Consider the following 21,349-nt stretch of genomic DNA (forward strand, 5'->3'; position numbering starts at 1 on the left):
TAAAACGCGCCCAAATCTATGAGGATGCTATCTAAGCCATTTTGCAACATCTAGGGACGATCGCGCCAAACCGCACTCGATTCACACGCGATCCAATCGCATTTGAAACTGCATTGTGATGATACAAATACTGATATAGCTGTCGCCAGTTTGCTTAGGACATTTAGGGTGAGGCGCTTCGCGCCTCACCCTAAATGTCCCTGTCCTAACCGCCTTGGCGGCTGCTATAAGAGGTACGGGAGAGAATGCGCATAGGTTTTAACCTCACGTTTCAACCTAACGTTTTAGTCTAGGATCTTGCCAAGCGTTCCCCAATCCTTTCAAGATGCCTCGCCCTACTAGCCCTAGCCCCCGTCCGACAACTTCTGTCAGAACGTAAATGACGCTATTGCCCGCCCAAGAAACCGCCGTTCGCAGCCGAGGGGCGATCGCATCACGGGTTTCTAGGGCTAGCGTCACGGCAAGCTGAACGCCCGAAAGTTCGTTGAGTTCGGGGCTACGAGGCGCATAAATTGAGGTTTTTTGAATGCCTTTCCAAGAAAATACGTGAATGGAATATTGACTCTCAAAAATATTTTGTGGCTCTCTGAAATACTTTTCGATGCGATACTTCCAAGACAGATCGTTGCGAAATCGCTCAATTTCGCGGTTAGAGAGCAGCTTGCGGCTGTAAAGATTTTGTTTGATCCCTTCAATGCTGGCAAAGCGATTGAGAAGGGGCTGAATGACGGCATTGGCTAGCTGAATCAGCAGATTCTCAGTCAAAACTTCGGCACGGCTCATCGCCTCTGGATTTCCGGGCGCATAGGGCACGCTATCGACTGCCAGCGGCATCTGAAACAGCAGATGTTTGAGCAGGTCTACTACGCTAGGAATTTTGTCCAAGATTTCTAGCTGGACGATCGCTTCATCCCGAAGCAGCGTTTCTACGACTTCTACAGATTTGCCGTCTACAGCTATGGCGTAATATTTGCCAAAAAACTCGGTGGTTACCGCCTGCCACAAGTCGAGAAGGATGGACGATCGCTTCGGCTCAAGCTGTTCAGGCTGCACTTCTGAGTAACGCAATTCGTCAAGGAAATTCTCTAGCTGCCGCAGGATTAAGTAAAACAGCTCTCGCTTTTTCTCCTCTCGCAGAATGTCAATTTCCATCGGTGTTTCTGTACCGTTTTCCAGGCTATTGTGCAGCTTCTCCAGCACGGCATCGAATAGCACAGATTCTATACGCATCTTAGAGATAGCGCTCTCTGACGATGCGTTAATTGTTAAAGCAGAAGCTGTAGGGAGCGATCGCTCTTCCCCTCCTGACCTATTCGTGATCTGTGAACCTGCGCCCTGTGAACCTGTAATCTGTGAACCTGTAATCTGTGAATTTATGAACTGTGAACCTGTGCCCTGTGAACTTACGGGTTGCCGCGCCCGCTCTTCGGTCAAGCTAGGGGTTGCCAACATCCAGCCAATGAGCTTGCGCGCCGCTCTTAGCTCTCGTTGTCTTCCGGCCAGAATGGCGCGATCGACTAAAGAAAGCTCTAACTGCCGCAGTTCGGCATTGACCTCTGCTAGGGCAGCCTCAATTTGCTGTAAGCCTGACTGGCGCAAGTTACGGCGAAAGCGGCTAAGGGGAGCAGGGCGGCGAGGAGAGGAGAGATGGGAAGAGGGGAGGTAGGGAGTAGGAGCAGTGGGGAGTGGAGAGTAGGAAGTAGAAGCCGCGTTCCAGAAAAACGATCGCCCGTCTGCAACTCGACGCAATATATTGGCTAAACTCTCTGGCTCTACAGTCTTAGGGCAATAGCCTGTGGCTCCTGCCTGTTGAGCTGCCGCGCTCAGCAAAGGTTCAGGTGAAGCGCTGAGCATCAAGACTCGTAGGGTGGGATACTTCGTTTTCAGATGCTGACAGAGGGTTAACCCTGGGATGCGATCGGGATGCGATCGCCCCAATTCCATCTCTAAAACTACTAGGTCAGGAACCGCTAGGGCGATCGCTCCCGACTCTGATGGATGTTCCACTGATGAACGTTCTAATGAATCAGAAAGCGCGTCTTCTAAATACTCCAGCGCCGCCTCACCTGTTTCGACTTCTGCTATCAAGCTCAGATCGGCATATCGCTCTAGCCAGACCCGTAGTCCTAGCCGAAAGACCGGATCTTCATCAATTAGCATCAGCCTATAGGGATGACGGATAGCAGCTTGGACAAGGCTCATGGCGATTCTGGCTCATGGCGATTTTGGCTCATGGCGGTTTCGGCGTTAGAACAAACGATATCTACTGAGAGTCTTGATAGTATCGCTGATCATAGTAGCCTTCGTAGGACGGTTGCGGTCTAGATTGCTGGAGATCGGGTAGCGCAGGATCAATGGGCTGAGGTTCCACAATGATGGGTGCTTGATCATCTCCCTCCACAGGACTATCGGATGCGGGCGCACTGGGATCAACCAATTCAAGGCTGGGCAAAGGCTCAGGTTCTACAGGCGAAAGCGGTGAGTTTCTATCAAGCGGTAAAGGAGTCGAGCCAAATCCGGAAGGCTTTGGCTCAGAAGATGGCGCTGTGTCAGGAGAATAGGAGGGTCTGGCGTATTCACGAGCATTGATAATGCTGTCTCGCTCGACGCGCCAGCGGCTAATGGCTCCCTGCGCCTGATCATAGAGCGCCCGTCCAGGAGAAATCTGGCTCGCCACGCTAATTGCCAAAGTCAAATCGCCGTTGTTGGCTAAGGCACTTGCGCGATCGAGGATGGGCTGATCTGCCGCAATTTGGGCGTTAATGATGATTTGGAACTGCCAGTCGCTCACCTTACCTTGAGCCTGGGCATACAGGGCGCGACCTGCCCGAATTTTTCCGGCTCGATCGATCGCTTCCTCTAAGTCACCCTGCTCTGCCAAGGCGATCGCCTGATTCAGAATCGGCTGATCTTCTAACGTCTCAATTTGCGCCTGCCAAGATGCGATCAGATCTTGTGAAGGCTTAGATAGCGTTCGGTTGGGGGCAATGAGCTTGGCTTCGGCAATGGCTGCCTTCAGAGCCGGAATTTGTCCCGACTGAGCTAGGGCTTTAGCACGAGCTAGGTAAGGCTGATCTTCAACCCGCTGCATTTCGCCTGTCCAGAAAAAGATCAGCGTTTGCGCCTGTCCTCGTCGAGGGCGATCGACTCCAATTTTTTGCGCCTGACTGACGGCAAGCTTGAAGCTGTCTCGCTGACCCAGACTGGCGATCGCAGAAGCATACTGCAACTGAATCATGTCCTGAAGCTGGGTTTGCCAGTTTTTTCGGTGAATCTGCGCCTGTGGGTAAAACGGGCTGTCGGGCTTCACCTGCTGAATGGCGGCGATCGCCTCCTGCATGTCCCAAATTTGCCCCACTGAAGGCAACCAGCGAGAGCTGATTCTGCCCGCCAGTCGATAGGCTCCGGCAAACTGCATGAGATCTGCCATCTCTGGCGCAAGCTCTGGCAAGATCGTCACGCTATCAGGCAACCGGAGCAGGGTGGCGGCAGAGGTGGTATCCCCTTCTTTCCATTTTGCAATGCCCAAGCGCAGCAGCTTTTGGCTCCACTGCTGCACTTGGACATGGGTTTCTGCTTGGGCATAGGTGTTGGGGGGCACCTGCTGCGCTAGGGCGATCGCCTGACTCAGCTGATAGGGCGAACCGTCAACGACGACTTTTTTAGCCTGGTTTAAAACCTGCCACGCCTGTTTTTCAGCTCCAAGCTGCTGCGCTAGGGCAACCGCTCGATTGAGCCGCCAGTAGTCGTAGCTTGATTCATTCAAGATGGCAATCTGCGCGTAGGCATCATCCCACTTCTGTTGCTTCATCGCGACTAGAGCCTTGTTGGCGATCGCTTCCCCTGCCGCCCACTGTTTTTTCCAGCGCGTTACAGATTTTTGGACATCGGCATAAATTTCTGTGTTTTTGGGAATGTGGCTAATGATTGCCATTGCGCCCTTCATGTCGCTCTGATCCACCTTGTTGCGAGCCACCACAAACAAACGCTTCGACCATTCCTCCCGCAGATTTTGCGCTTCGCCTTGTAAGGGGTGATCTTCATCCCACGACTTGACCAAATCGAGTCCGGCAATAATCTTGGGCAACTCGCCCGATCGCGCGGCTTCACGGGCGCAGTAGAGACGTTCCCCATCTAGGGTGAGCTTGGCAGGGTTTTGGCAGTTTACAGGGGGTGGCAGGGTGATGAGCCACAGTAGCGCTGAGGTGCCCATGCCACCAAAGACACCTAAAATAGCCAGCCAAGCTAATGACCAAGTCCAAGCCCTGGGTTTACCAGACGGAGATTTGCTAGACGGAGGTTTGCTAGACGGAGGTTTGCCAGGTGAGAGGTTGCCCGGAATTTCCTCAGCTGGCTGGGGCGATCGCTCCACTAGACGACCCATGTGCCAACTTTTACGAGACAGCAATCGGTTCAGGGAAATCCCTGAAGCCGGATTCTCGCAGGTCTGATTCTCTTCTAATGGACTCTGTTCAAACTTCTGTTCAGCCATGAAAGCACACTCAATCCCACACCACTCCAAAAATGGCTGTTGCCTCGTCAGTCTGGCGATCGCGGTCAGACTTGCGGAGGCTATTAGCCTAGCTAACGGTAACGCAACAGATTCGAGTCTGCATCACTGCTGTTGCTCCTCAACGCTGTCAATTTCATCTCATCGACTTCATCTCATCAGCTTTACCCAAATTAATAAATCGCAAGACTCATTAATTGCACGAAAATATATAGACTTTCTAGCTTAATTCAGCCTCATTAAGAATCTTCAGTCAAAAACTTACGGTATCAAAAGCGTCAGGATGTCCGAAATTTGAAAGGAGGGTCGCGATCGCCTATTGAGCAGATGCTGATCCGTCTGCCCCGTCTGCTGGGTAGTGGTATTTAGGTAAGGACTACCGTCTGCCGATATGTCTAGGAGCGGGTCAGTATTCATCTGCTTCTATTTCTTCTATTTCATCGCCTTCTGTAGCTGCTTGAGAACTCCAGACGGCAGCTCGTTCTTCTGCCCAGCTTCTGATCGAAAATTGCGCCTGGTCTGAAAGCGCGCGGTCAGGGGCAATCTGTGAGGCCATCTCGATCGCCAGGGTTAGCCGTCCTCTGGCGGCCAGTGCGTTGGCTTGATCGAGAATGGGCTGGTCTTCAGCCGTCTGAACTTTACGAATCTGAGCTTGCCAGGTGCCAATCGCAGTTTGAGCCGTCGCGTAGAGGGCGCGATCGCCCTGAATCTTTTCCGCCACCTGAATTGCGTCAGCATATTTTCCTTGCTTTGCCAAAAATTTAGCTTGATCAAGGAATGGCTGATCTTCAATCACCTGGATTTGCCCTGTCCAGGTTTTCATCTGCGTTTGAGCCTCCTGCCATAGTGCTCGGTGCGAAGGAATTTCTTGAGCTTGGGCGATCGCCCGTTTCAAATCCTCCACTTTCCCTGGTTTTGCCATCTCCCTGGCTCGGATAAGGTACTGTCGATCTTCCAGCTTTTGAAGTTCCTGACTCCAGCGAGCAATCAACGATTGAGCGGAAAGCCGACCGGGGCGATCGGGGGTAATTTTTTGGGCTTGGGCGATCGCCATTTGCAGTGAAGCGTGATCGCCTAGCTGTGCTGTGACCTCAGCGTACTGGAGCTGAATCACGTCCTGAAGCCGCGCCTGCCAGGTCTGCGATCGTCCATGAGCCAGTTCGTAAACCGGGCTATCGTGAGAAATCTGCCCTACGGCGGAGGTGGCTTCTAATAAGCTCCAGAGCTGTTCAGTGAGTCCCTGCTGTTGGATATCCTTTGTTTGCTGCTGCGCATGGCTAAGCTGAATCAAGTCTTTCCCGGCGATCGGCAGGTCGGGATCAAATGGAATCCGCTGGGCTGTGGTCAGAGCCAGATCAATATTGCCCTGCTGCCACTGCTGCATCGCCCAATCCAGCAATGCCTGACTCCATTCAGCCAGTGCGGCTTTGGCTTCTGGGAAAGCCAGCGTTCCAGAAGGCACGGCTTGAACTAAGGCGATCGCATCCCCCAGCCTATCAGGGTCAACTTTGCTCAGATCAATCTTGTCCAAGTCAGCTTTGCTCAAGTCAACTTTGCTCAAGTCAACCTTCTCTGAATCAGACCTCTCTAAATTGGCTCTACTGGCATCAAGATCCAGATTTTTACCTTTTATCAGCTTCTGAGCTTGGATGAGGGACTGTCGGGCATCTTTTTCCCTCAGAATTCGTTGAGAAAGCACGTCAGCTTGCTGAAGTCGCCAATACTCGTGATCCATGTAGCCCATCTCGACCACCTGCGCTGCCGCCTCTTTCCAGTTCTGCGTCCGAATGGCAATTTCAGCTTTGGCGTATAGTACGTTTCCCTTATGCCACTGGTTTTTCCAGGCAGCGATCGCCTTCTGAGCCTTTCCATAGACTGGACTAGAGACAGGAACCTGAGCGGCGGCGGCGATCGCTCCTTTCAAATCATTCTGGTCAATTTTATTCTGTGCGCTGATTAATACCAGCTCAGACCATTCGCTCACAAGATTCTGCGCTTGCTCATAAAACGGCTGATCGGACGACCAGTCTCTCAGCAGCGCAATCCCTTTGAGCAGATCGGGGAGCTTGCCCGATCGCGCGGCTTGCTGAGCGCAATATAAGCGAGGCATCCCAGAGTCCGGCGAAATATCGCCGCAGTTGGGCAAGGGCGGCAGCCCCGTCAGCCATAGCAGTGCCGAAGTTCCCATGCCGCCAAAGAGACACAAGACAGTGAGCCAAGCAATCAGCCAGTCCCAGCGTTTTTTCCTTTGCTGGAATGGCAGCCAGAAAGGAATTTGTAGCGGTTTCGCTGGAGCCAGAGTTGCCTCTTGCGGCTCAAAACTTGGAGTTTCGGGAGCGATCGTCGTCACAGACTCAATACCAGACATAACGCTAGATATAGAGTTAGAAGATGGCTCTGTATCGGGCTGCACCTGCTGTCTTAATTCAGTTTTTTCTTCAACAGGCTGATTGCGATCGGACAAGATCCGATTTCGATGCCAGGTATCAGAAAGCTTCAAAGATTGAATAGGCGAGGAATTCCTTATCTTCTTGGAAGTAGACAAGTTTTTGGAAGTAGACAAGTTAATTTTGCGGGTTTCTTGAGCTATAGCTTGATCAAGCTGCTGTTTTCCCATAGATTCTGCCTAAACCAACTTGTGAGATTGCAATTTGCGGTGGGTTGCCCTGCGAGGCTAGTTCAGCTTACTCACAAATTTAGGATTTGAATCAAAAATTTGGATGAATTCTACGGGTAGTGTCTCAGAACAAAGCAAGGCCCTAAAAAGAAGGGACGCTCCCTGGAGCGTCCCTAACAAAGTGATGATGCGATCGAAGCAGATTAGCTGTCTGAAGTTGAAGGTTGAGCCGCCTCGAACTTAACCCTGGGGGTTAGCCGCAGCTTCAGCGCGGTAGCCGTAAAAATCAATGCTGTAGTTGGTAATCCTCACGCCCGTCTGCTCTTCGACTTGGCGCAGCAAATCGGCAGGTAGCTCAATGTGGACATCCATAATTTGCTGGGTGTCCAGGCAGTTAACGTGGCTGTGGGGATCGCTGATGTTCCCGTACAGCCGTCCATCCGATCGCTCCACGCACTCAATCACGCCCTGCGCCGATAGCGCCTCCAGATTTTGGTAGACGGAGGTGTGCCCAATGTCTTTGCCGCGCTGATTGAGGCGATCGTAGATTTCGCGGGCAGACAAATGCTCCTTTTCCTGCCAAAGCAGCTCCAAAACAAAGCGCCGCTGTTTGCTCAAGCGCATTCCTAGGGTCTGGCAATACTCTAAGGCATCCTCCAAAGAGCGAATTGGTTTTCTTCCTTCTGCTTCAATCTGCATAGCTATCATCCCTAACCCAATATTTTTGAAATCTGTGACGCTGTCTTCGCTTTTCAACTTTCGTGGCTTTGTACCGTAGTTAAGGATGATCCAGATGACTGGGCTAAATCCCTAAAACAAACTCACTACCACTTTAACTTAGGTAAGTCAAGAATGTCTATTCGCCCAAAGTCTCTCAAGGTATGGATTAGATTCTATCTACTCCGAACGCATCACTGGCACTAAGGGCGATTTTTGAAAAAATTGATGATTTGTCACAAAGCTCTTAAGAAGCCGCCTTTACTGAAGGTTCTACACCCCTGGCCCCACGCTTTACCGATTTTTTGCCGAGTCAAAAGGTAAGGACGATCGCTCAAGACCTTAAATTCATTCAGCTTCAGCCCTATCTAAAACAGAAAAATTGAGCAAATTGGAGCAATAGAGAGCAGATTGGAGTTTGAATCGTCTTTTAGGCGGTTATGGACTCTTTCCCTTACCCAAGAACCTTCAAGGGATTAACTTCAATTTCAGGCTCATAGTCTGCTCCACCACAGAAAGATTAAAGACTTTTTTGTCTTTTGTTCTTATTTAACTAAAAAATAGAGCATAAATTTTTTAGAACGAGCAAATCTTAGACTCAGCGGTTCTTAGAAGGTTTTTTGAAGCTCAAGATTAGGCTGAATCGATTCATCTCTGCTTTTCTATCAAAATCATTCTTCATCCCCCTTCCCCTCTGCCCCAAATTCGACAATAATGCTTGCATGAGCCGTCCGTGAGCCGGACTAAGGCAGTGGATCGTTCTAAAGAGCGATCGCCTCTAAGACACATTGCTTTTGAGATACATCGCTTTTGAGATACATCATTTAAGGAGACATGCTGTGAAATTAGCAGTTTACGGAAAAGGCGGGATTGGTAAATCCACAACAAGCTGTAACATTTCGGTTGCCCTGGCTCGACGCGGCAAAAAAGTTTTGCAAATTGGCTGCGATCCAAAGCACGACAGCACCTTTACCCTGACAGGCTTTTTGATTCCCACCATCATCGACACGCTTCAGGAAAAGGACTATCACTACGAAGATGTTTGGCCAGAAGATGTGATCTACAAGGGCTACGGCGGCGTAGATTGTGTTGAGGCAGGCGGTCCCCCGGCAGGTGCAGGCTGCGGCGGTTATGTGGTGGGTGAAACCGTCAAGCTGCTGAAGGAACTTAACGCCTTTGATGAATATGACGTGATTTTGTTTGACGTGCTGGGCGACGTAGTGTGCGGCGGCTTTGCGGCTCCGCTTAACTATGCTGATTACTGCATGATTGTTACCGATAACGGCTTTGATGCCCTGTTTGCGGCAAACCGGATTGCCGCCTCCGTGCGCGAAAAAGCCCGCACTCATCCGCTGCGCTTGGCAGGATTAATCGGCAATCGCACATCTCAGCGCGACCTGATTGACAAATACATTGAAACCGTGCCGATGCCCGTGCTGGAAATTCTGCCGCTAATTGAAGATATTCGCGTCTCTCGCGTCAAGGGCAAAACTCTATTTGAGATGGCGGAATCTGACCCCTCCCTCAACTATGTCTGCGACTACTACCTCAACATTGCTGACCAAATTCTGGCTCGCCCAGAAGGTGTTGTGCCCAACGACACGCCCGATCGCGAGCTGTTTAGCTTGCTATCAGATTTCTACCTCAACCCAGCTGCGCCCCAGGTCAGATCTGAGGAGAATGATTTGATGATGGTTTAGGGCGATCGACGATAGGAAGTCGAGTCGAAGTTTTGAATTCTGAGTTTTGAATTCGCCTATGAGCCGCTAAACTCAGAATTCGTGACCCCTAGCTCAATGAAATCCTATCTCGTTAGTTTTATGAATATTGAACATCTCCGTCGATCGCTCAAAGTCCTGTGGCTGGACTACTACCGAGAAAACCGCGTCTGGCTAACGAAGTTGGGAGTATGGGTTAACTGCGAGGGCAATCGTCGCCCCTCATCCAGCTTTATTCTAGGAACTCTGTCTGTTTTGGAGCCACAGCTGACGCAGATGTTGCCTCTGGTCGTGGATCTCAGCAGCAATCCCGATCGCGTTGTCATGGCTTTAGGGCTAAACTTCAACCCTGACGAAGAGTTGGCGGCGATCGAGCAAGCGCCTCCAGAAGAAGTTAAGCTCCTTTCGCCCTTTAGTATGGCTCTGCCCAGACTCGTTCAGCCGATGGAGGCTCAGCCTATCGCAGTTCAGGTTCAGGCTGCCCAGGTTCAGGCTGCCCAGGTTCAGGCTGAGCAGCCTCGAAAAGAGCGATCGCCCATGACTCAGTTAGTTAGCGAACCTGTTAGCAAAACGGTCAACCAGCCCAATAGCCAATCGGTATTCATACGTGAGCCGCACGAGCCTGAGCCGCATGAGCCTAAGTCACAAGAACCTAAGTCACAAGAACCTAAGTCACAAGAATCTGAGCTGCGTAAACCTGAGCCGCGTAAACCTGAATCTAATTCATTCGAGGTAGGCAAATCCTATTCTGCTCCAGTCAGCCAGCCCAAATCGTTCTCTCAATCTTCGGCTGAGCCATTGCCTCTGGTCAAACCAGCGCTAGAGAGACCTAAAGCTCCGTCCCCTCTGCTTGACGAATCTGCGATCAAGCAGCGCCCGCCCATGGATACCGCAGAACTAGCCCAAGGACAGCAGCCCGATCGCGGTACAGGTCGCACTAAAGGCGATCGCCCTGCCCCTTAGCCCTCGATCCCCACAGATATTGATCCCTGTATTAATCCCTGACCTTCAACTTTAAGGAAGCCCAACCATGACCTTGGCAGAAACCCAACCCCAAGCGCTCGAATTTGAATGCGAAACTGGAAACTATCACACCTTTTGCCCGATTAGCTGCGTCGCCTGGTTATACCAAAAGATTGAAGATAGCTTTTTCCTGGTGATTGGCACCAAGACCTGCGGCTATTTTTTGCAAAATGCCATGGGAGTCATGATCTTTGCCGAGCCGCGCTATGCCATGGCGGAATTAGAGGAGGGCGATATCTCCGCTCAGCTGAATGACTATGAAGAGCTAAAGCGGCTCTGTACGCAAATTAAACGCGATCGCAACCCTTCTGTCATCGTCTGGATCGGCACCTGCACAACTGAAATCATTAAGACCGACCTAGAAGGACTTGCCCCCCGTCTGGAAGCCGAAATTGGCATTCCCATTGTCGTTGCTCGTGCTAACGGTTTGGACTACGCCTTTACCCAAGGTGAAGACACGGTGTTAGCCGCCATGGCGCACCGCTGTCCTGACAAAGCGCCTGTTGCCGAAACCGAGAAAGAAGAGCGCAACGCCATTTCTCGACTCATGAACTTCGGACGTAAGAAAGAAGATGTCGCTGCTGACGAGTCGGAGTACGTCAAGCATCCGCCTCTCGTTCTGTTCGGCTCTCTGCCTGATCCTGTCGTGACCCAGCTGACAATGGAGCTGAAGCGGCAGGGTATCAAAGTTTCTGGTTGGCTCCCTGCCAAGCGATTCACCGAACTGCCTGTGCTGGAGGAAGGCTACTACGTTTCTGGAATTAATCCCTTCCTGTCTCGCACTGCCACCACGCTGATGCGTCGCCGCAAGTGCAAGCTGATTGGTGCCCCCTTCCCGATCGGGCCAGACGGCACTCGCGCCTGGATTGAGAAAATCTGCTCGGTATTTGGGATTGAGCCTCAAGGATTGGACGATCGCGAAGCTCAAATTTGGGCAGGTCTAGAAGATTACGTCAAGCTGATTCGCGGCAAGTCGGTCTTCTTTATGGGCGACAACCTGCTGGAAATCTCTCTGGCGCGGTTCTTGGTGCGCTGCGGTATGACGGTACCAGAAATTGGCATTCCTTACATGGATAAGCGCTATCAGGCGGCTGAACTGGCGCTGCTAGAGAAAACCTGTGCTGAGATGGGTGTGCCCCTACCGCGCATCATGGAGAAGCCCGACAACTACAATCAGCTTCAGCGGATCTATCAACTCAAGCCCGACCTGGTGATTACAGGCATGGCGCATGCTAACCCGCTAGAAGCACGCGGTATCAATACCAAGTGGTCGGTGGAGTTTACCTTTGCCCAGATTCACGGCTTCACCAATGCCCGTGACGTGCTGGAACTGGTGACGCGCCCCCTACGCCGCAATAATTCCCTTAAGGATTTGGGTTGGGACAAACTGGTGCGGGAAGAGGCGAAGCTGTAGGACATAGCTGCCGCCAGTTTGCTTAGGACATTTAGGGTGGAGCGCGAAGCACCCCACCCTAAATGTCCCTATCCTAACCGCCTTGGCGGTTGCCATACTTCTTTGGAAGGGAGGCACAGTTTTCCTTCCAGAGAAAAGTCTAGGATATGATCAGAACTCTATGACGGAGGCTGCACTAGCGGAGGCTGCGATGACGAAATTTACGATCGCTCTTGAGCCGTTCCTTGACCTGAATGACGAGCAATTTTTTCAAATCTGTCAGGCTAATTGAGAGATAAAGTTTGAGCGATCGGCTAGAGGTGAATTCTAAGAATGAATAAGCCAACCTTTAGGAACGATCGCCTACCGCAAAAGAATTGCCGCAGCCGCAGCTGCTAATTGCATTGGGATTATCAAACCGGAAGCCGCCGCCCATCAAGTCTTCGGTATAGTCTAAAGTCAAGCCGTCTAGATACTGCCAGCTTTGTGCCTCGATCGCCACCTGGATACCGTCATAGTCGAGGAGGCGATCGCTGGGTGACACAACTTCTTCAAGAGAGAAAGTGTAGTAAAGCTCTGCACAGCCACCTGTCTGCACGCCCAGCCGAAACAGCGCCGCAGGGTTAGAGTGCTTGGATCGAATGCGGTTAACTTCTGCGATCGCCGCAGGGCTAAAACGGACGGTCATAATGTGAGTTTGCTGTGTTTCGTTCTATTTTACAGCGACTATACCTATGGCAATCAAACAACTGGCAATCAGGCAACCGACAGTCAAGACAACTGACAGTCATAGCACTATGTAATTAAGCTAGGACAAGTTATTTTTGAGAGCCGCGCTCCGCGCGGCTCTCAAAAATAATGCATTGAATCTAGACTCGTAGCGCTATAAACAGCGATAGGGGCGAGATCATCTCGCCCCTGCTAGCAAACGTCAGATTTTAGTGAACTCTAGATCCGGCGCAATTTAAGCTTGTCCGCGAGCATAGTCATCTTGGAAACGAATAATGTCATCTTCGCCTAGATATTCGCCGTTCTGAACTTCAATCAAAATCAGAGGAATCACACCGGGATTTTCCAGGCGGTGCTGAGTACAGGCAGGCACATAGGTAGACTGATTGCAGAACAGCAGCTTTTCTTGCTCGCCACAGGTGACTTTTGCCGTGCCGCAAACGACAATCCAGTGTTCGCTGCGGTGGTGGTGCATTTGTAGGCTGAGGCGATGTCCAGGCTTCACCTCAATTCGCTTAATTTTATAGCCTGGTGCTTCTTCTAAAATTGTGAAAGATCCCCAAGGACGAAGTTCTGTTGCGGCTACGCCTTGAAGCATAGGATTCGTTAACGTGAGAGCAGAGGCTTGAGGTGCTTCTTTCGATTGAGCCATGATAGTTTCTCCTTGAGAGGTGTAGAACGAAATCTTAGTCAACGAACTTCTGGTTTTCAAACCGACTTGCTTGAGAAATAGGAATTCGGCGGTTAAATCAGGCGGTTAATTAGATTTAGTCAAATCGTTTTGGTCAATCATTCCGTCAATTCGATTAGATGCAGTCGTTACGGTAGGTGAAGAGACCTCAGCCAACATAACAAAATCAACTCTGCTTCCGTCATCCAGCTAGCTCAAACAGGGGAATTTATACTCACTCTTCACAGGAGCCGATCGTTTTTCAGAATAGCTTTAATTTTGAGAGAGTTACTGACTAGAGCGAACAAACACGCCAATGCCGTTGTGAACACGGGCAGCCGCGTTATTGGGGCGATCGAGCAGTTGTCCTCCCAAATAGAGTGTAGTCGAGCTACCCCCATCCAGATTGAGCGCATGGACGAATCCCATTTGCTGCATCAGCTGCGCAGTGTCTGCCAGAGAGGGGCCAAGACCCCCCACGCGATTGTGAAGGGTAACCAGCACTAGGTTTCCCGTTGCCGTGGTGGCGATCGCACTTCGAGGAGCAGATTGCTGAATGAAAGCCGTTGAAAATTTCTCTGCTTCAGCATTCAAGACAATCTGACGATTTTGCATCAGCAGTGGTCCGGCTCCTACAACTTCAGAATACTGGCTAAACTCAGAGGGCTGAGTCACGGTATGGATCTGGATTGAGGTGCCGATCGCTAGAGCCTTAGCAATCTCGGCATTGGCACGGACTGCCAGCAGATAGCCATCTACCGGGATGGGCACAGTCGTCTGTCCGGCTGTAGCGGCATGGCGCTGGTCAACCACCTGCTGGTTACGCACCGTTACCAGCACTTCGTCATCCAGAATAGACTTGTAGTCTGCTCCCCACTCCCGCGTGTAGCGACAGATGCCTGCCCCCACATAACCGCTGTTGAGCGAGAGAATGGGAAAATTGCCTACAGGCCGATCGGCTCTAGAAAGCGCCGCTGTTTCCAACAGACTGAGATGTCCAACTGTACTCTCTCCAGAAGGATTCCAGGCGATCGCCCCTCGATTAAGAATTGGGCTAGAAATCCAGTGGTTATCCGAGCGAATTGCCCCCAAGGGCATCTGCGTGTTGCGGTTAAAGAACCCAGCGTTGATTGCCGCCGCTGCCCGGTTGCTCTGGGCGATTGCTAACAGCGGTGTCGTGCCCGTAACTGCCGACGCATTGCCCAGGATAGGTTTCAGCGATACGCCGGGTTGACGCGGATCAATTTCTAAAGAAGTGACAGGAAACCTTGCTGCGCCCAGGGAAACCATCTGCTGCCGCCAGCGAATGCCCGGTGCCCATTGGATATCGCGTTCTGTCATGAAGTCAGGACGGACATCTATCAGCAGTCGAGGGGGGTTGTTGATCGACCAGACATGGGGGCGCAGGTCGTCTGGCAAGCCGACACGGATGAGGGTACGATCGCCGCTCTGTTCCGCTTTAATTGACTGAAGCAGATTGCCCGATCGCGGCATAAACTTTTGCAGCACTGCCGAATCAGCTTTGGCGTCAAGCGTGATAATTGCCTCACCAAGCCGTTCAGAAACTTGCCAGGGCGTGGGTTTATCCAAATCAATGGCAATGCGATCGCCCCAGCTTTGGCGACCTTGGCGCACCTGCATGACTTGGGCGATCGGCGTAGAAATTCGCAGGGTCGATTGGCTAGTTTGCACCTGCCAACCATAGCGTTGCGCTAGATCTGTAATGTTGAGGTAGCGATATTGCCCGGTGAGCCAGGTGGCAAGCGAGAAGGGATTCTGGGTATCAGAAAACCAGGTAACAGGCTGTTGAGCCGCATCGACAGTGCTGAGCAAATCCACACCAAAGGCTTGCATCAGTCCAGCATCCGAAATTCCTATCTGCTGCTGCCTCTGACTCCAGGCGGCTGATAGCGTACGTCCATTCAGCATGATTTGTCCACCCTGCTGGCTCAACGGCATCACGGACTGCGCCAGCGTCGGCACCCAAGATGCGCTCAAAACCGCAGGTTGAGACAGGGCTGGCTTGGCGCTGAGGTGCTGCCGAGTCAGGTAAAGTGCGCCAATGAGAAGAGACGCGACCAGGAAAATCCGCAATTGAGAGAATGCCTGAGAGAAGGGGCGATGAGAACGACGATGACGCGATCGCCGCCCTCTGCGAATACGACTACTAACCACAGATATGCTGAGTCTGATGATGGTGGGCAAAAGTGGGGTAAATATAAGCGGGGCAAATTTAATCCAGGCAAATTAAGCCCAGATCCTCTTCAGAATTCCTCAAACTTAAGGCTTCTGCCGAGGGATTTTCACAAATCGTTAACCGAAAGTTCCTCAATTGCTTCAAGAAAATTGGGCTGCTAGTGCAACTTTTGCTACAGAAATTTTGCTTGGGCTGGAGGTCTGATGGAATCTGAATGAAATAAAAAGCTTTGCGTTACAGTCTCCCCAAGACTTTCATGACTAGATACTCTGTGAAATTTGTCCAATACTTGTTCAAATAACAGATCCAATACAGGTTCAGTACCCGTCTAGGGATTGTCAACGCGATACACTTTCTATAAGATCCTTACTCTGACCTTAGATTAACCCTAGACCTTGATAAAGCTTTTCTGGCAAAAACGCTTTTCAGGACTCTTCTCAAAACTGTAGTTTTTGCGATCGCGACTCAAAAGCTTTCGAGATGACTAGCTTCCGAGATTGCTAAAGCTAGGGGTTGAGGATTAAGACTCCTACCGAGCAAAGTCTACCAGTCTCAGCGCCTATGGGTTTCGGGTTTCTAGCTAGGAGCAAGGGCTGTGCCCATTTAGCCTCGATCCTATCGCTTCGTAACAGATGAGTCGGAATTTTCTACTTCTCGCAACTTATTCTTCAGCAAGGAGGCAGATCAGTCTCAGGGCAGTTAGGGGTTGACGGGGTTAAGGGTTGACAGGATTAAGGATCGATAGTGGAAGAGCCATACAGAAGAGCCATACAAAAGAGCCACATGAATGATTATTTGAAAATTTCTAGCCCTTAAGTTTCAAGCAAATTAATTTCTATCCATTTTCAACGATCACATGAATCGATTTAATAGCGGGAGCAATGAGAGCGTGAGTCAGGACATACAAAAGCATCAAGAGAGGCATCAAGAAAGTCATCAAGACAATCAAGAATCAAGGGCAGGATTTGCAGGACAGCCTTGGTTGGTAGAAGAACGCGATGCTTGCGGCGTAGGTTTCATTGCCGACCTTCAGGGACGTGCCAGCCATAGCATTATTGCCAAAGCATTGCCTGCTCTTACCTGCATGGAGCATCGGGGTGGCTGTAGCGCCGATCGCGATTCTGGTGATGGCGCAGGCATCATGACCGCCGTACCCTGGGATTTATTGAGCCATTGGCTACAGGCACAAGGCATTACGCCTCCCCCAGTTGAGCAGATGGGCGTGGGCATGATTTTCTTGCCTCAATCTGTAGAGGCAGCTGACCTGTCTCGTAAGATTGTGGAAAATGTCCTGGCAGAGTCTAACCTAACAGTGCTGGGTTGGCGTAAGGTGCCTATCAAGCCCGAGGTGCTGGGTCTTCAGGCAAGAGAAAATCAGCCTCAGATTGAACAGGTCTTAGTGCATTCTGCCGAGGTGACTGGAGAGGCGCTGGAGCAGTTGCTCTACTGGAACCGCAAGCGGGTAAAATCAGCCGTGAGCGCCGCCCCTGAGAAGCTTTCTGGACTGCCAGATTTTTACGTCTGCTCTTTTTCGACCCGAACGATCGTTTACAAAGGCATGGTGCGATCGGAAATCCTAGGGCAGTTTTACGAAGACCTGATCAATCCGGCTTACACCAGCCCGTTTGTCATCTACCATCGCCGTTTCAGCACTAACACCATGCCCAAGTGGCATTTGGCACAGCCGATGCGCTACCTGGGGCACAACGGCGAAATTAACACGCTGTTGGGCAACATCAACTGGATGCGGGCGCGAGAAGCCGATCTGGAGCTGCCCTTCTGGGGCGATCGCCTAGAAGATCTGAAGCCTGTAGTTAATGACCAGCTCAGCGATTCTGCCAACCTGGACAACGCCATGGAGCTTTTGGTGCATTCGGGTCGCAGTCCGCTAGAGGCGATGATGATTATGGTGCCGGAAGCCTATCTAAATCAGCCAGATTTGGCCGACCACCCCGAAATCGTAGATTTTTATGAATACTACAGCGGCATTCAGGAGCCTTGGGATGGCCCAGCGCTGCTAGTTTTTAGCGATGGCAAAATTGTGGGTTCCACGCTCGATCGCAACGGGCTACGTCCAGCTCGATACCTCATCACCCGTGACGGGCTGGTTGTCCTCGCTTCTGAGGCAGGTGTAGTCGATATTCCCGAAGAAGACATTATCGAGAAGGGACGGCTAGGTCCTGGACAAGCGATCGCCGTTGACTTGGAAAACCACGAAGTCTTGAAGAACTGGGAGATCAAGCAGCGCGTCGCCAGTGTCCGTCCCTATGGTCAGTGGCTGCAAGACAACCGCCAAACGCTGGAGCCGCAGCCCTACGCCGATGCCGCCCAGATGCCGCAAGACGTTCTGCTGCGCCAGCAAACCGCCTTCGGCTACACCACCGAAGATGTGGAGATGATCATTGAAGACATGGCATCTCAGGGCAAAGAGCCAACTTTCTGCATGGGAGATGACATTCCTTTAGCGGTGCTGTCAGACAAGCCTCGGCTGCTATACGACTACTTCAAGCAGCGGTTTGCTCAGGTCACGAATCCGCCGATCGATCCTCTGCGCGAAAGCCTAGTAATGTCGCTAGTGACGCAGTTGGGCAAGCGGGGCAATTTGCTGGAGGCTAAACCGGAACATGCCCATTTGTTGAAGCTGCAAACGCCTGTGCTAAACGATGGCGATCTGGAGCAGATTCGTCAGTCGGGCTTTGAAACGGCAGACCTATCGACGCTGTTTAGCATCGCAGAGGGTTCGATCGGGCTTCAGGAAGCCGTCAACAGCCTTTGTCAGGCGGCTACCGCAGCCGTGCGTGAAGGCAAGCAGGTGCTGATTTTGAGCGATCGCCTCAGCCTTACCCATGAGCCAACTGTACTCAGCACTGACCTCAGCTACATTCCGCCGATGCTGGCGGTGGGTGCAGTTCACCATCATCTAATTCGCCAGGGTCTACGGATGCGGGCTTCGATCGTCATTGACACCGCACAATGCTGGAGTACGCATCATTTCGCCTGTCTGCTAGGTTTTGGTGCTAGCGCCGTTTCGCCCTACCTCGCCTGGGAAACTGTGCGGCACTGGTGGGCAGACAACAAAACCCAGAGCATGATGGAGCGAGGCAAACTCGACAAGGTGAGCCTGACAGGAGCACAGTACAACTACCGCAAGGCCATTGAGGGTGGTCTGCTCAAGATCCTCTCGAAGATGGGCATCTCGCTGTTGTCGAGCTATCAGGGGGCACAGATTTTTGAGGCGATCGGCATTGGCACCGACCTGCTGAATCTGGCGTTCACAGGCACGGCATCCCGGTTGGGTGGTCTGAGCGTTACCGATCTGGCAAAGGAAGTGTTGATCCTGCACAGCCGCGCTTTTCCAGAACTGGCGGCTCGGAAGCTGGAAAACTTTGGCTTTTTTAACTACAAGCCCGGTGGCGAACACCACATGAACAGCCCCGAAATGTCAAAGCTGTTGCACAAAGCGGTTGCCGACCAAAGCTTTGATCACTATGCGCTGTACCAGAAATACATGGAAGGTCGTCCCCTGACGGCGCTACGCGACCTGCTGGACTTGAAGAACGATCGCCCTTCGATCCCGGTTGAGGAAGTCGAGCCTGTGGAAGAAATCGTCAAGCGTTTCTGTACAGGAGCCATGTCGCTGGGTTCGCTGTCCCGCGAGGCGCATGAGACGCTGGCGGTGGCGATGAACCGTCTGGGCGGCAAGTCGAACTGCGGTGAGGGGGGTGAAGATCCGCTGCGCTATGTCCCGATCGACGATGTGGAATCCGGACGTTCAGCCAAGTTTCCCCATCTCAAGGCGTTGCGAAACGGCGACACCGCTAACTCTGTGATCAAACAGGTGGCATCCGGTCGATTTGGGGTCACGCCCGAATATCTCATGAGCGGCAAACAGCTCGAAATCAAGATGGCTCAGGGCGCAAAGCCCGGTGAAGGCGGTCAGCTTCCCGGCAAGAAGGTCAGTCCTTACATTGCTATGCTGCGTCGATCGAAACCGGGCGTGACGCTGATCTCACCGCCGCCCCATCACGACATCTACTCGATCGAAGACTTGGCACAACTCATCTTTGATCTCCATCAGATCAATCCGGTGGCAAAAGTCTCGGTGAAGCTGGTGGCAGAGGTGGGTATTGGCACGATCGCTGCCGGGGTTGCCAAAGCCAATGCCGACATCATCCAGATCTCTGGACATGACGGCGGCACAGGGGCATCTCCCCTTAGCTCGATCAAACATGCGGGTGTGCCTTGGGAGCTAGGCTTGACCGAAGTACATCGCGTTTTGATGGAAAACAAATTGCGCGATCGCGTCCTTCTCCGAGCCGATGGTGGCATGAAAACAGGTTGGGATGTCGTGATGGCGGCGCTAATGGGTGCAGAAGAATATGGCTTTGGCTCTGTGTCGATGATTGCAGAAGGCTGTATCATGGCGCGAATCTGCCACACCAACAACTGCCCAGTTGGCGTAGCCACTCAGCAGGAAAAACTGCGGCAGCGCTTTACCGGAACGCCGGAGCATGTGGTCAATTTCTTCTACTTTGTGGCGGAAGAGGTGCGATCGCTCCTGGCGCGGTTGGGCTACCGATCGCTGAAAGATATCGTTGGCAGAGCCGATCTGCTGAAGGAGCGGGAAGTCAAGATTGCCAAAACCCATTCCCTTAATCTGGATTGCTTGACCCGTTTACCAGATACTCGCACAGATCGCTCCTGGCTAGAGCATCAGGAGGTTCATAGCAACGGCAATGTATTGGATGATGAGATTCTGGCAAATCCCATCATTCAGGCAGCGATTCAAGAGCAGGGTACCGCCGAACTTTCTGTAGCCATGGTCAATACCGATCGCTCTGTGGCGACCCGCGTGTCAGGCGCGATCGCCAAGACCTACGGAGACACTGGATTTGGCGGACACATCACCCTCAATTTTCAAGGTTCAGCAGGTCAGAGCTTTGGGGCATTTTTGCTGCCCTGCATGACGCTGACCCTAGAGGGCGAGGCAAATGATTACGTGGGTAAAGGGATGCACGGTGGCGAAATCATCATTCGTCCGTCTGTCCAAGTCACCTACGATCCGGCAGAAAATGTCATCATCGGCAACACCTGTCTTTACGGCGCAACGGGGGGCACTCTGTTTGCTAGAGGGCAGGCTGGCGAGCGCTTTGCGGTACGCAATTCCTTTGGCAAAGCGGTAATTGAGGGCACAGGTGATCACTGCTGCGAATACATGACGGGCGGTGTGATTGTGGTCTTAGGCAGAGCTGGACGCAACGTTGGCGCAGGCATGACGGGTGGTTTGGCGTACTTCCTCGACGAAGACGGCAGTTTCCCCACCAAAGTCAATCCTGAGATTGTCAAGGTACAGCGCGTCGTTGCGACAGCAGGTGAACAGCAGCTTCAGGAGCTAATCCAAGCTCATGCCCAGAAAACCGGAAGTGCCAAGGCTCAGCAGATTCTCGATTGCTGGTCGGAGTATCTTCCCAAGTTTTGGCAGGTTGTACCGCCTTCGGAAGCTGAAAGCCCTGAGGCGAACCCCAATGTCTTGACAGAAAAGGTTCTGAGTTCAGTGCAGTAGAGTCTACACATGTAGCAGCCGCTAGGTTTATTAGGACGGGGACATTTATAGTGGGGCGCGAAGCGCCCCACTATAAACCTGAGCAAACTGGCAACAGCCATAGATCAAAAAAGGGAAGGCACCGCCTTCCCTTTTTTGATCCAGAGAATTAAACCTACTAGGACTTACGCATTTTTGTTGTGTGTGGTGGGCGCAGCCCACCACACACAACA

General features: G+C 51.9%; 13 protein-coding genes. 4 read left to right on the forward strand and 9 right to left on the reverse strand.

Annotated features, from left to right (window positions below):
* Positions 1–276: 276 nt before the first annotated feature.
* From AC5JMP_RS03550 to AC5JMP_RS03570, 5 genes are all read right to left on the reverse strand, one after another.
* Positions 277–2,202: a DUF3685 domain-containing protein gene (locus AC5JMP_RS03550; RefSeq protein WP_495850049.1), complete on the reverse strand. Its 1,926-nt coding sequence runs from the start codon at positions 2,200–2,202 to the stop codon at positions 277–279.
* 61 nt (positions 2,203–2,263) lie between these two features.
* A complete protein-coding gene (locus AC5JMP_RS03555; RefSeq protein WP_495850050.1) occupies positions 2,264–4,492 on the reverse strand; it encodes a hypothetical protein in 2,229 nt (742 codons plus the stop codon).
* 279 nt (positions 4,493–4,771) lie between these two features.
* The gene (locus tag AC5JMP_RS03560) at positions 4,772–4,927 is read right to left on the reverse strand and encodes a hypothetical protein (RefSeq protein ID WP_495850051.1); all 156 of its coding nucleotides are present in this window, start codon (positions 4,925–4,927) and stop codon (positions 4,772–4,774) included.
* Positions 4,917–7,127, reverse strand: coding sequence for a pentapeptide repeat-containing protein (locus AC5JMP_RS03565; protein ID WP_495850052.1), 2,211 nt, complete (start codon positions 7,125–7,127; stop codon positions 4,917–4,919). The genes AC5JMP_RS03560 and AC5JMP_RS03565 overlap by 11 nt, the downstream gene beginning before the upstream one ends.
* Before the next feature lie 240 nt (positions 7,128–7,367).
* A complete protein-coding gene (locus tag AC5JMP_RS03570) occupies positions 7,368–7,826 on the reverse strand; it encodes a Fur family transcriptional regulator (RefSeq protein WP_495850053.1) in 459 nt (152 codons plus the stop codon).
* Between the two features lie 857 nt (positions 7,827–8,683).
* On the opposite strand from AC5JMP_RS03570, the gene bchL reads away from it, so the two are divergent.
* From bchL to AC5JMP_RS03585, 3 genes are all read left to right on the forward strand, one after another.
* On the forward strand, positions 8,684–9,544 hold the full coding sequence (bchL, locus tag AC5JMP_RS03575; RefSeq protein WP_495850054.1) for a ferredoxin:protochlorophyllide reductase (ATP-dependent) iron-sulfur ATP-binding protein: 861 nt from the start codon (positions 8,684–8,686) through the stop codon (positions 9,542–9,544).
* A gap of 120 nt (positions 9,545–9,664) precedes the next feature.
* Complete coding sequence (locus AC5JMP_RS03580) at positions 9,665–10,525, forward strand: DUF5331 domain-containing protein (RefSeq protein ID WP_495850055.1); 861 nt, start codon at positions 9,665–9,667, stop codon at positions 10,523–10,525.
* A 67-nt stretch (positions 10,526–10,592) separates the two neighbouring features.
* Positions 10,593–11,999, forward strand: coding sequence for a ferredoxin:protochlorophyllide reductase (ATP-dependent) subunit N (locus AC5JMP_RS03585; RefSeq protein ID WP_495850056.1), 1,407 nt, complete (start codon positions 10,593–10,595; stop codon positions 11,997–11,999).
* Positions 12,000–12,174: 175 nt separating this feature from the next.
* On the opposite strand, the gene AC5JMP_RS03590 is transcribed toward AC5JMP_RS03585, so the two are convergent.
* From AC5JMP_RS03590 to AC5JMP_RS03605, 4 genes are all read right to left on the reverse strand, one after another.
* Positions 12,175–12,324 (reverse strand): hypothetical protein, encoded by a 150-nt coding sequence (locus AC5JMP_RS03590; RefSeq protein WP_495850057.1) that lies wholly within the window; start codon positions 12,322–12,324, stop codon positions 12,175–12,177.
* 3 nt (positions 12,325–12,327) lie between these two features.
* Positions 12,328–12,666, reverse strand: a complete 339-nt coding sequence (locus AC5JMP_RS03595; RefSeq protein WP_495850058.1) for a HesB/IscA family protein — start codon at positions 12,664–12,666, stop codon at positions 12,328–12,330.
* Positions 12,667–12,942: 276 nt separating this feature from the next.
* Positions 12,943–13,359, reverse strand: a complete 417-nt coding sequence (locus tag AC5JMP_RS03600) for a phosphomannose isomerase type II C-terminal cupin domain (protein WP_495850059.1) — start codon at positions 13,357–13,359, stop codon at positions 12,943–12,945.
* Positions 13,360–13,665: 306 nt separating this feature from the next.
* On the reverse strand, positions 13,666–15,552 hold the full coding sequence (locus AC5JMP_RS03605) for a phosphodiester glycosidase family protein (protein ID WP_495850060.1): 1,887 nt from the start codon (positions 15,550–15,552) through the stop codon (positions 13,666–13,668).
* Positions 15,553–16,430: 878 nt separating this feature from the next.
* On the opposite strand from AC5JMP_RS03605, the gene gltB reads away from it, so the two are divergent.
* Positions 16,431–21,137, forward strand: a complete 4,707-nt coding sequence (gene gltB, locus AC5JMP_RS03610; RefSeq protein WP_495850061.1) for a glutamate synthase large subunit — start codon at positions 16,431–16,433, stop codon at positions 21,135–21,137.
* Positions 21,138–21,349: the final 212 nt, after the last annotated feature.

This window comes from Drouetiella sp., assembly GCF_059504425.1.

What these genes read in the sequence shown, in the direction of transcription:
- AC5JMP_RS03565 (WP_495850052.1), bottom strand. Translation starts at nt 7,127, where the DNA reads ATGGGAAAACAGCAGCTTGATCAAGCTATAGCTCAAGAAACCCGCAAA.
- AC5JMP_RS03585 (WP_495850056.1), top strand. Translation starts at nt 10,593, where the DNA reads ATGACCTTGGCAGAAACCCAACCCCAAGCGCTCGAATTTGAATGCGAA.
- AC5JMP_RS03600 (WP_495850059.1), bottom strand. Translation starts at nt 13,359, where the DNA reads ATGGCTCAATCGAAAGAAGCACCTCAAGCCTCTGCTCTCACGTTAACG.
- AC5JMP_RS03580 (WP_495850055.1), top strand. Translation starts at nt 9,665, where the DNA reads ATGAATATTGAACATCTCCGTCGATCGCTCAAAGTCCTGTGGCTGGAC.
- gltB (WP_495850061.1), top strand. Translation starts at nt 16,431, where the DNA reads ATGAATCGATTTAATAGCGGGAGCAATGAGAGCGTGAGTCAGGACATA.
- AC5JMP_RS03595 (WP_495850058.1), bottom strand. Translation starts at nt 12,666, where the DNA reads ATGACCGTCCGTTTTAGCCCTGCGGCGATCGCAGAAGTTAACCGCATT.
- AC5JMP_RS03550 (WP_495850049.1), bottom strand. Translation starts at nt 2,202, where the DNA reads ATGAGCCTTGTCCAAGCTGCTATCCGTCATCCCTATAGGCTGATGCTA.
- AC5JMP_RS03570 (WP_495850053.1), bottom strand. Translation starts at nt 7,826, where the DNA reads ATGCAGATTGAAGCAGAAGGAAGAAAACCAATTCGCTCTTTGGAGGAT.
- AC5JMP_RS03555 (WP_495850050.1), bottom strand. Translation starts at nt 4,492, where the DNA reads ATGGCTGAACAGAAGTTTGAACAGAGTCCATTAGAAGAGAATCAGACC.
- AC5JMP_RS03560 (WP_495850051.1), bottom strand. Translation starts at nt 4,927, where the DNA reads ATGAATACTGACCCGCTCCTAGACATATCGGCAGACGGTAGTCCTTAC.